At 66.9% G+C, this 10,682-nt stretch carries 11 protein-coding genes; 3 read left to right on the forward strand and 8 right to left on the reverse strand.

The genetic code is table 11. The features are described from left to right. On the reverse strand, positions 1 to 745 hold a 745-nt coding region (locus tag AC5Y3P_RS21955), incomplete at its 3' end, for an SDR family NAD(P)-dependent oxidoreductase (RefSeq protein WP_500048052.1). Positions 746 to 892: 147 nt separating this feature from the next. On the opposite strand from AC5Y3P_RS21955, the gene meaB reads away from it, so the two are divergent. Further along, complete coding sequence (meaB, locus tag AC5Y3P_RS21960; RefSeq protein WP_500048053.1) at positions 893 to 1,792, forward strand: methylmalonyl Co-A mutase-associated GTPase MeaB; 900 nt, start codon at positions 893 to 895, stop codon at positions 1,790 to 1,792. Positions 1,793 to 1,893: 101 nt separating this feature from the next. Here the strand turns inward: meaB and AC5Y3P_RS21965 are convergent, their stop codons facing one another. Then, a complete protein-coding gene (locus AC5Y3P_RS21965; RefSeq protein ID WP_500048054.1) occupies positions 1,894 to 2,547 on the reverse strand; it encodes a TetR/AcrR family transcriptional regulator in 654 nt (217 codons plus the stop codon). Positions 2,548 to 2,723: 176 nt separating this feature from the next. Here AC5Y3P_RS21965 and AC5Y3P_RS21970 point away from each other — a divergent pair, with 176 nt between their 5' ends. Beyond that, positions 2,724 to 3,737: an acyl-CoA dehydrogenase family protein gene (locus AC5Y3P_RS21970; RefSeq protein ID WP_500048055.1), complete on the forward strand. Its 1,014-nt coding sequence runs from the start codon at positions 2,724 to 2,726 to the stop codon at positions 3,735 to 3,737. A 5-nt stretch (positions 3,738 to 3,742) separates the two neighbouring features. Next, entirely contained in the window at positions 3,743 to 4,918 is a 1,176-nt protein-coding gene (locus tag AC5Y3P_RS21975) for an acyl-CoA dehydrogenase family protein (RefSeq protein ID WP_500048056.1), read from the forward strand. A gap of 106 nt (positions 4,919 to 5,024) precedes the next feature. Here the strand turns inward: AC5Y3P_RS21975 and AC5Y3P_RS21980 are convergent, their stop codons facing one another. Genes AC5Y3P_RS21980 through AC5Y3P_RS22005 form a run of 6 tightly spaced genes read right to left on the reverse strand, consistent with a single transcriptional unit; the run spans position 5,025 to position 10,273 of the window. Next, positions 5,025 to 5,825, reverse strand: coding sequence for an acyl-CoA dehydrogenase family protein (locus AC5Y3P_RS21980; protein ID WP_500048057.1), 801 nt, complete (start codon positions 5,823 to 5,825; stop codon positions 5,025 to 5,027). 2 nt (positions 5,826 to 5,827) lie between these two features. Further along, a complete protein-coding gene (locus tag AC5Y3P_RS21985) occupies positions 5,828 to 6,952 on the reverse strand; it encodes an acyl-CoA dehydrogenase family protein (protein ID WP_500048058.1) in 1,125 nt (374 codons plus the stop codon). Beyond that, positions 6,949 to 7,383 (reverse strand): nuclear transport factor 2 family protein, encoded by a 435-nt coding sequence (locus AC5Y3P_RS21990; RefSeq protein ID WP_500048059.1) that lies wholly within the window; start codon positions 7,381 to 7,383, stop codon positions 6,949 to 6,951. Before AC5Y3P_RS21990 ends, AC5Y3P_RS21985 begins: the two co-directional genes overlap by 4 nt. Then, positions 7,361 to 8,599: a metal-dependent hydrolase family protein gene (locus AC5Y3P_RS21995; RefSeq protein ID WP_500048060.1), complete on the reverse strand. Its 1,239-nt coding sequence runs from the start codon at positions 8,597 to 8,599 to the stop codon at positions 7,361 to 7,363. Before AC5Y3P_RS21995 ends, AC5Y3P_RS21990 begins: the two co-directional genes overlap by 23 nt. 2 nt (positions 8,600 to 8,601) lie before the next feature. Then, positions 8,602 to 8,955, reverse strand: coding sequence for a hypothetical protein (locus tag AC5Y3P_RS22000; protein WP_500048061.1), 354 nt, complete (start codon positions 8,953 to 8,955; stop codon positions 8,602 to 8,604). Beyond that, a complete protein-coding gene (locus AC5Y3P_RS22005; RefSeq protein WP_500048062.1) occupies positions 8,948 to 10,273 on the reverse strand; it encodes an aromatic ring-hydroxylating oxygenase subunit alpha in 1,326 nt (441 codons plus the stop codon). Before AC5Y3P_RS22005 ends, AC5Y3P_RS22000 begins: the two co-directional genes overlap by 8 nt. Positions 10,274 to 10,682: the final 409 nt, after the last annotated feature.

Here is a 10,682-nt window from a genome sequence, read left to right on the forward strand (position 1 = left end):
GCGCGCCGTCGAGCCGGATCACCTCGCCGTTGAGGTAGTCGTTCTCGATGATGGACTGCGCGAGCTGGCCGTACTCGGTCGAGCGGCCCATCCGCTTGGGGAACGGCACCTGCGGACCCCAGTACTGCTCGAGCTGATCGGCGGCCTTGCCGTAGGCCGGGGTGTTGATGGTGCCGGGCGCGATGGTGACCACCCGGATGCCCAACGGCGACAGGTCACGCGCGGCCACCAGCGTCATACCGATCACGCCGCCCTTGGCCGCCGAGTAGGGCAGCTGGCCGATCTGGCCCTCGTAGCCGGCCACCGAGGCGGTGTTGACGATGACGCCGCGCTGACCCTCGTCCAGCGGTTCGGTGCGCGCGATCGCCGCAGCCGACAGCCGCATCACGTTGAACACCGCGGTCAGGTAGAACTCGATGGTGGTCTTGAAGCCGTCCAGGCTCAGCGGGCTGCCGTCCTTGCCGACCAACCGGCCACCGGAGGCCGGGCCGCCGTGGGTGTCCACCGAGATGCGCAGCGGCCCCAGTGCTTCGGCCTCCGCGATGGCGGCCAGCACGCTTTCCTCGCTGGTGGCGTCGGTTTGGACGTAGCGCACGCCCAGCTCGGACTCCAGAGCCTTGCCCTTGTCGTCGGCCATGTCGGCGACCACGACCTTGGCGCCGGCCCCGTGCAGACGGCGCACGGTGGCCTCGCCCAACCCGCCGGCGCCCCCGACGACGAGCGCCGAGCTACCCGAGATGTGCATGCGTGTTTCCTTTCCTGCAACGAGTCTTCTCAGTGAAAGAGAATACTATTCTCTATCAAGGAGCGCGGTGGTCGGGTGAGAAGTGCGGCCGGCGTCGCTTCCGGAAGTTCGGAGAACGGGTAGAAGAGCAGATAATCGATGACTGTGATGAGCAACGCATCCGCTGTGGCCGACCTGTTGGCGGCCGCCCGCGCGGGATCGACCCGGGCCGTGGGCCGACTGTTGACCCTGGTCGAAGGCCCACGTCGGGATGAGGTGCTCGACCTGCTGGAGCCGGCCTCGGCGCGGGTGGTCGGTATCACCGGCCCGCCGGGGGCCGGCAAGTCGACCACGGTCGGCGTACTCGTCGGTGCCTACCGGGCGCAGGGGCTGCGGGTGGCGGTGCTGGCGGTGGATCCGTCGTCGCCGTACAGCGGTGGTGCGCTGCTCGGTGACCGGATCCGGATGGCCGCCCACATCAACGACCCCGACGTGCTGATCCGCTCGGTGGCCACCCGCGGCCATCTGGGCGGGCTGGCCGCCGCGGTGCCGGCTGCCATCCAGCTGCTCTCGGCGCTGGGTTATGACCTGGTGCTGCTCGAGTCGGTCGGGGTGGGCCAATCCGAGATCGAGATCGCCGCCGTCGCCGACCCGACCGTGGTGATCCTGAACCCGGGTGCCGGCGACGCGATCCAGGCCGCCAAGGCCGGCCTGCTGGAAGTGGCCGATCTGGTGGTGGTGAACAAGGCCGACCGGGACGGCGCCGACCAGACCGTGCGTGACCTGCGCCAGGAGACCATGGCGCCGATCCTCAAACTGGTGGCCGCCACCGGCGAGGGGCTCGACGGCGTGGTCGACGCGATCGCCGCGCACCACCGCACCGACACCGCGGAGCGCCGGACGGCGCGGGCTCGCGCGCAGATCTTGTCGCTGGCCCAGACCCGGCTGCACCGCCATCCGGACCTGGCCCGGTTGGCGGCCGCGGTGGCCGACGGCAGCACCGATGTCTATGCGGCGTCGGCGCAGTTGGTCTCGGTGGACACCGACCGACGCTCACCGGCGTCCTGACTGGGAAGCGCGCCCCGGACCGGGCGCGCAAAACAGCTGGAGGAAATGCTTCCCCGCTGAGCAAAAGCCGTGTTCTAGATCACGAGAACGTGGTTCGTAAGTTAGCTGGCGGCGAAGCCCAGGGCGCAGAACGACCACACTTCTTCGGCCGTGATCGGGTTGGCCACGTCAGCGTCGGCCGGCGCGCTGGACTGCGCGGTGAACATCACGGTCTGCATGGTCATCGCCGCCATCCGCCGGGCATTGACGTCGCTGCGCAGCCGGCCGGCAGCCTCGGCTTCCTCCATCAACTCGGTGAACAACGCGATCAGCGGAGCGTGCGCAACGCGCACCTCGTTGGGATGCGAGATCAGCAACTGCGGGGCGAAGTCGGTGAACAGCGGTCGCTTGGCCGACGGATCGGGCCGAGAAAGCTCGAACAGCAACTCAATTGCCACTCGCAGCCGGTCCAACGGATCCTCTTGACCCGACGTCGCGGCGCGGATCTGGTCGGCCGCGCGGCTCAGGGCATCCTCGAACAGCGCCAGCAGCAACTCGTGCTTGCCGTCGAACTGGAGATAGAAGCTGCGTAGCGACTGGCGGGACCGGTCGACCACCTCTTGCACCGTGAAATCGGTACTTCCCTTTTCGGTGATGATCGCCTGGGCGGCGTCGAGGAAGCGTTGTACGCGCTGAGCGGCCCGCAACTTCGCCGTTTTGATCGACCGTTCGACCGCCCGCTGCTTCCAGGCGGGTTCTTCGCTGGGACTGCTCATCGCTGCTCCCAACGACGGTCTTGTGGAAAGTACATGGAAGAACTGTACCGGAGAGTAGGTCCGAAAAGGGGTATCGCAGGCCGCAAATTGAGATTCTTACTCGCTGAACCGGAGAATGTTATTCTCTTCACACGTAACGCGTGTGCGAATCATCCCGAAGCGATTGAGGTGGCCGAATGCTGTTGGAGCTCGATTCCGACCAACGACTCTGGCGGGACACGGTGCGCGATGTGCTGGCCAAGGAATGCCCGGCGTCGCTGGTTCGGTCCATCGCCGAGGCCGAGGATCCGGCCGCCGGGGCCGCGCTGGCCGCGCCGCTGTGGAAGTCCTACGTGGACATGGGCTGGACCGAGTTCACCGATCCGTCCGAGACCGTCGAACTGGGTCTGCTGGTCGAGGAACTCGGTCGGGCCACCGACCCGACGCCGCTGCTGGCCACCATGACGCAGTTCAACACGCTGGCCCCGGAGGCCGCCGACCCCAAGCTCAGCGGCGCGGCGGTCTATGACGGCGTCACCGCGGCCCGCACCCGCGAGGGCTGGGTGCTGGACGGCACCGCGCGCAACGTGCTGGACGGCGACCGCGCCGAGCGGCTGGCGGTCAGCACGCCGGCCGGGGTGTTCGTGGTCGGCGCCGACGCGGTGCGTGCGCGCCAGGTCCCGGTGTTCGACCCGGTGCTGCATGTGGCCGAGGTGACCTTCGACGGCGTTCGGCTGTCCGAAGCCGACCGGGTGCGCGGCGACGCCGGCCGGGCCCGCGACGCCGCGCTGACCGGTATGGCGCTCACCATGGTCGGGGCGTGCCAACGCATCCTGGATCTGGTGCTCGAACACGTCGGCTCGCGGCAGCAGTTCGGCGTGCTGATCGGGTCGTTCCAGGCCGTGCAGCACAAGGCCGCCGACATGCACGTGGCCATCGAGCGCGCCCGGGCGCTGTCCTACTTCGCCGCGTTGACCATCGCCGCGGACGACCCGCGCCGGGCCAGCGCGGCCGCGATGGCCAAGGCCGGCGCCGGCGAATGCCAGTCGCTGGTGTTCAAGCATGGCGTGCAGCTGTTCGGCGCGATGGGCTTCACCTGGGAGAACGACGTGCAGTTCGCGCTCAAGCGGGCCAAGGCCGGCGAGCTGATGCTCGGCGGTGCCGCCGAGCACCGCGCCTTCATCGCCGAACACGCCCTGGCGGGACGGTGATCTGAGTGCAGCTGACGTTCGACGCCGAGGTCGAAGAGTTCCGCGCCGAGTTCATCAAGTTCCTCGACGAGCATCTGCCCGAGGAGGCCCAGACCGTCGAGCGGGCCACCTCCACCGCGGGCGTGCCGGAGTGGGCCCGCCGCTGGCAGGCCGTGCAGTTCGACCACGGCTGGCTGTGCCCGGGCAACCCGCCGGAGTTCGGTGGCCGCAACGCCAACATCCTGCAGCAGTACGTGCACCGCGACGAACTGTCCCGGCGCCGCATCTACCCGAGCTACAACCCGCAGGGCGTGGGCATCATCGCGGCCTCGCTGCTGTCGTTCGGCAGCGACGAACAAAAGCAGCGCTGGGCCGTGCCGATCCTGCGCGCCGAGATCACCGCCGCGCTCGGGATGAGTGAGCCGGGTGCTGGTTCGGACCTGGCGTCGCTGCGCACATCGGCGCGGCGCGAGGGTGATCACTTCGTGGTCAACGGTCAGAAGGTATGGACCTCGGGCGCGCACGACGCCGATGTCATCCTGACCTTCGTGCGGACCAACCCGGATGCGCCCAAGCACAAGGGCATCAGCGTGCTGATGATCCCCACCGACACCGAGGGTGTGGTGCGCCGGCCCTTCGCATCCATTTGCGGCCGTGAGGATCTGGACTTCAACGAGGTGTTCTTCAACGACGCCAAGGTGCCCGCGGAGAACCTGATCGGCCCGCTGGACGGTGGTTGGGGAGTGGCCAACGGCTCGCTCGGCCACGAGCGCACCCTGCTGTGGCTGGCCTACGCCGACTGGCTCGAGCAGCTGATCGGGGACTTCACCCCGAAGACCGAGCTGGACCGGGACCACTACGCCACCCTGCTGATGGACGCCACCGCGCTGCGGCTGCTGGGTTCGGTTGCGGTGGCCCGCGAGGCGCGCGGCGAGCAGGACGTACCGGCCCTGTCGGTGCTGAAACTGTTTGGCTCCGAGGCGTTTCAGACCGCCGTCGGGCATGCGCTGGAGGCCTCCGGGTCCGACGGTCTGCGCCATCCGGGGCTGACGTCGGCCTATGCGCCCTACGGCGAGGACGATCCGGGCAAGAGCTGGTTCGAGCGCTACGCCCGAAGCTTCGGTGGCACCATCGCCGGCGGCACCTCGGAGATCCAGCGCAGTATCATCGCCCAGCGCGTGCTGGGCCTACCGCGAGGCTAGCCCGGCCTGACCCAACGCACGAGCGTGCACGGACGTGCCTTCCGCCGCAGCGGAATTGCATGAACCGTGCACGCTCGCGCGTTGGGTTGGGTTGGGTTGGGGAGAGCTACAGCTGGGCCAGTCGCGGCGCAGAACCCCGCGCCCGTAGACCCGCACCGGCCTTGCGGGTGAGCTCCCGCGAACTGCCCAGCAGACCGTCGAGCACCAGCGCCCGTTTGACGTGGATGTGCAGGTCGTGTTCGTCGGTGAACCCGATACCGCCGAGCACCTGCTGACAATGCTTGGCAGCGGTCAGCGCGGCCTTGCCCGCAGCGGCCTTGGCCAGCAACGAGTTCAGGTCGACGTTGTCGGGCAGCGCCAGCACCGCCTCGGCGCCCTCGATCGCCACCAGGGTCTCGGCCAGCTTGTGCCGCACCGCCTGGAACGACGCGATCGGCTTGCCGAACTGCACCCGGTCCAGCGCGTGCTGGCGGGCCAGGGTCAGCATGGCGCGCGCCGATCCCACCAGCCACCAGCCCACGGCGCGGCGGGCCTCGGAGATCCGCAGCAGTTGACCGTCCGGGACCTCACGCAGCGGCAGACCACCCAGCGTCGGGGCGCCGGTGTCCTCGCGTTCCCACACCACCCAGCGGCCACCGGTGTACGGCATCGGGGGAGTTCCACCCGGCAGCCCGCCGATGGTCTCCAGCAGCACATCGTTGAGAACCGAAGCGTGCGAACCGGTTTCGCCGAGCAGCCGGAACACCAGCGGGATGGCCAGGTCGGGTAGGTCGGCGAGCATCTCGGCCCAACCCAGCTCGGCCAGGGCGGCATCGAGTTCCGGGCCGGAACTGGACAGCATGGTCTTGCGCAGCGTGTCCTCGAGCAGACCGAGTTGCTCGGCATCCATGCCGGGATCTGACGTCATGCTCATTCCTTCCCGAGGTCGAGCAGGCGGCGGGCGATGATGTTGCGTTGCACCTCACCGGTGCCGCCGTAGATGGTGGCAGCCCGCGAGTACAGGTACTCGGTGCGCCATTCGGAGTCTTCCAGCTCGATGACACCGGGCATCAGGTTGCGCGCGGTGTCGTAGAGCAGTTGCTCGGCGCCGGCCAACAGCACCTTGTCGACCGAGGTGTCCGGGCCCAGCTTGTGCCCATCGGCCAACCGGCGCTGGGTGGCCGCCGAACGACAGCGCAGCGTGTGCAGCGCCAGATAGACCTCGCCGAGCTCGGAATCCGCCGACTGCCCTTGCCGTTTCACTTCGTCGATCAAGGCGTCGAATCGCGAGTACAGATAGGCGATGCGCTGCCAGAAGCAGGTTGAACGTTCGTAAGGCAGCAGGTCCATCGCCAGTTGCCAGCCGTCGCCGGGCTTGCCGAGCATCCGGGATCCGTCGACCACGACGTCGTCGAAGTACACCTCGCAGAACTCGTCGACGTCGTGCATGGTGTGCAGCGGTCGGATACTGATGCCCGGGGTGTCGACGTCGACGAAGAACGCCGTGATGGCCTGGTGATTGGGGGTGTCGGCGTCCCCGGTGCGGGTCAGCAGGATGCAGCGATGCGAGAACTGCGCGAAGCTGGTCCACACCTTCTGGCCGTTGATCACCCACTTGCCGTCCTCGCGCTGCACCGCGCGGGTGCTCAGCGAGGCCAAATCGCTACCCGAGCCGGGTTCGGAAAAGCCTTGGCACCACTGCTCTTCACCACTGAGCAGCTTGGGCACCATCTCGGCGGCCAACTCCGGGGTGGCGTAGTCGATCATGGTCGGTGCGAGCACCTCGAGCATCGAGTACGGCCCGGGTTCGGCCAGCCGACGGCCCACCACTTCTTCACCGACGATGGCGCGCAGCATGTCCGGCCCGCCCAGGCCGCCGGCATGCTCCGGCCAGCCGTAGCGGCTCCAGTCGGCGTCGTAGAGCGCCTGCTGTACCCGGGCGAACTGACGGATGTGCGCCTCCAGCGAGTGATCCTCCGGCGGGGTCAGGTCATTCTGGTCGAGCCAGGCCTGCAGTGCGGTGCGGAATCTCGCGGGGTCATGCAGCTCGGTCATCCGGCTTCGGGCCTGCCGATCGCGTGCGGGCGGCCGTGGTCGTGATCGCCGCTGCGCCGAATGAAGGTCATGGCACGGGTTTTCAGCCGCCAGCCGTCCTCGGTGCGCAGATAGGTGTCGCGGTAGTAGCCGATCCGCATGTCGTGCTTGGAGTGCTCGATGAAGCACAGCGGTTGGGTGCCGCTCGCTTCGTCGGCGCCCTCGACCAGATCGACCAGGGCGGTGCCGGTCATGAACAGGCCCTTGGGGGCGGCGTCGACCAAGACCGGGAACCGGTTCAGCGTGTAGGTGTCGCCGAAGGCGCTGTAGGTGCCGTCCGGGGTGAACACGCTGACCAGGCCTTCGACATCACCCTGGGTGATGGTGACGGCGTATTTGGCCAGCAGTTGCTGGATTTCGACCAGGTCGTCAGTTCTTGTTGGCGTACTCATTGTGGTAGACCTTACCGCCCTTCATTACAAAACCAACATTCTTTGTAACGCTGATGTCCTGTAGTGGATCACCGGGTACCGCGATCACATCAGCGAGATAACCCTCGGTGAGCCGGCCCAGATCGGGTTTGTTGATCAGGTCGGCGGCCACCACGGTAGCCGCGCGCAGCACCGCGGCCGCGGGCATACCCCAGTCGACCAGGGTCACCAGTTCGTCGGCGTTGCGGCCGTGCGGGATCGCCGGTGCGTCGGTGCCGACGGCGATCTTCACCCCGGCCTCATAGGCGGCCTTGATCGACGTGCGCGCCTTCGGGAACATCTCGGCGGCCTTGGCCTGCAACTCCGGTGGGGCCTTCGAGACATCCATGTACTCGGCCAGGCGGCGGGTCGAGACCAGGAAGCGGTCGTTGTCGACCAGCATCTGGATGGCCTCGTCGTCCATCAGGAACCCGTGTTCGATGCAGTCGATGCCGCACGCCACGGCGTGTTTGACCGCCTCGGCGCCGTGCGTGTGGGCGGCCACCCGCAGCCCGCGGCGGTGCGCCTCGTCGACGATGACGCGCAGTTCCTCATCCGAATAATGCTGTGCGCCGGCCTCTCCGGTCAGCGACATCACGCCACCGGAGCAGCACACCTTGATCAGCTGGGCGCCGTGCTTGATCTGGTAGCGCACCGCCTTGCGGATCTCGTCGTTGCCGTTGGCGATACCTTCTTCGATCGTCAGCTCGAGTACGCCGGGCATGAACGCCGCGAACATGGTCGGGTCCAGATGCCCGCCGGTGGGGGTGATGGCATGGCCGGCCGGGATGATGCGCGGACCGTCGATCCAGCCGGCGTCGATGGCCTTGCCCAGGGCGACGTCGAGCAGATAGCCGCCGGTCTTGACGAACAGACCGAGGTTGCGCACCGTGGTGAACCCGGCGCGCAGCGTGCGTCGGGCATTGCCCACCGCGCGCAACACCCGGGTGGCCGGGTCGTCCTGAACCTGGGACAGTCCGGGGTTCTCGCCCCGGCCGCCCATCAGCAGGTTGACCTCCATGTCCATCAGGCCCGGCAGCAGGATCGTCTCGCCCAGGTCGACGACGGTGTCGTCGGCGCCGACGGTGACGGCGTCGCCGACACCGATGATCCGATCGCCGTCGACACCGACGATGCCGGGGCGAATGATCACCCCGGCATCGACGTCAAGCAGTCCGGCTGCTTTGAGAACCAGCACGCTCAGACCACCGGCTCCCGGGTGATCTCGACCCAGGCTGCACCGCTGTCCAGCACCCGCGGCTGCTTCCACACCTCGACCGGGAAGCTGACCATCACCACCGACTGCATCAGGTGCATGAGTCGTCTGGCGTCATCGGGCATGTCGTGCAGCGGGAAGCGGGCGTCCAGGTAGACCATGACCTCTTCGAGCCGGGCCATACCGGCGTCGTAGAGCTCCTGCATCTCTTCCATCGACGAGGACAGTCGCTTGCCGTAGCGCTCGGGCTCGGTGGCCAAGATCCAGTCGCTGAACCGCTCCAGATCGGCGAATTCCTCCGGCAGCAGCCGTTCCTTGGTTCCGTTGGTCTCAGACATTCGCGGTGTCCTTAGCTTTCCCGTTGGTGTTGGCGGCCTTCGCGGCAAGCTCTGCCTTGTAGGCATCCACGTGCTTGTGCGCGGTGTAGTGCAGGTGACGCAGCAGGATCTCCTGATCGCAGAGCGGGAACTCGGTGACGGCCCGAGTGCCGATCTGGGTCTGGGTGGCCTCCAGCGTATTGGCGTCCTGCAGCGCGTACTCCTTGAAGGTCACCGCGGCCAGTTCCTGGGACAGGCGCTGGCGGGTGTTCTTCGGCGGAACGAAGTACAGGTTCGCCTCGAAGATGTGGGTGTCCACACCGGTCGGCCAGTAGTTGTAGGTCAGGTACCAGCCCGGAACCCACAGCAGCAGCGTGAAGTTCGGGAAGAACTCGAAGCTGTCCTGGCCCCAGGTGGGCTGGCGCGCCGGGTTGACCGCCGGCGGCAGCTCGTCGGGCAGGATGCCCTTGATATCGGGCCGGTCCCACGGGCCGAACAGACCCGAGTGCAGGATCCGCTCGATCGGCTTGACCATGTTGAGGTCCTTCGGCGGGCTCATGCCTCCCCAGGACGAGATCATCGAGTGATCGCCCTTGATGTCGTAGTGCAGCGCCTCGAAGCCCACCTTGGCCAGCTTGGCGGCCTCTTCCGGGGTCGCCTGCTTCATGTGCAGGATCGGTGCGTGGTAGAACTCGACGAACGCGTCGATGAACAGCTTCCAGTTGGCCTTGATCTCGGCCTTGTAGCTGTACACCTCGGTCATCTCGTGGAACGGGTAGCCCTCCAGGCCCTTGCCGAACTCACCCATCGATTCCTTGAGCGGCTTGGCGTTGTCGTCGAAGTTGACGAAGATGAAGCCTTCCCAGACCTCGCAGCGGACCGGCTTGAGCGGGTAGTCGGCCTTGTCGACGTCGAAGAACTCGTCTTCCTGCTGGATGAAGGTCAGCTCGCCGTTGAGCGCGTAGCGCCAGGCGTGGTACTTGCAGGTGAACTGACGGCAGCTGCCCGAGACTTCCTCGCCCGGGTAGTCGTTCCACACCAACTTGTTGCCGCGGTGCCGGCACAGGTTGTAGAACGCGTTGATCTTGCCGTCTTTGTCCTTGTTGATGATGATCGAGGTGCCGCAGCCAACCGACGGCATCTCACGGGTGAAGTAGCTGCCGGTCTTGGGTAGCCGCTCCACACGCCCGACGTGCAGCCAGGTCCTGCGGAAGATGGCCTGCTGCTCGAGCTTCCAGTGTTCGGGATCGATCGAGTCGGTGTAGTCGACCGGTGCGGTGCCGAGCTCGGGCCAGTTCTCGGTCCAGCTGCCGACCGCCGGCTTGGGAAAGTGTGCCACTGTCCTACATCTCCTGTTCGTTGACGTGGTCGCTGAGTACGTCGACGGGCTGTGTCGAGCGAGCGGGTGCCGAGCAGGGCCTACGTCCTGTCATCGCCTGTTCCTCTCGCTCACGAGAATCATATTCTCATATCCGGATAACAGATTTCCACGAACTCGCCGATTGGTCAATGTTTGACTTGATCCGGCGATCCGGGCGAGACCCGGGTGGATGCGCTCTGATCAGCGAAGAAGGTGGGAAAACCGGCCCCCAGCTACGGGTCACTTGTTGATTCTCTGGATGTGAGAAGCTAGTTTTCTAGTAGCGAGAACGCGTTCGTTGCCGCGCTGTGACGGCCCGCGCTGCGCGGTGATCGCCAGACTGCGGGTCTGGGACACCCCGGGTACCGGGGCGGAAGAAGGAGTGTCA

The organism is Mycobacterium sp. NGS45 (assembly GCF_059812645.1).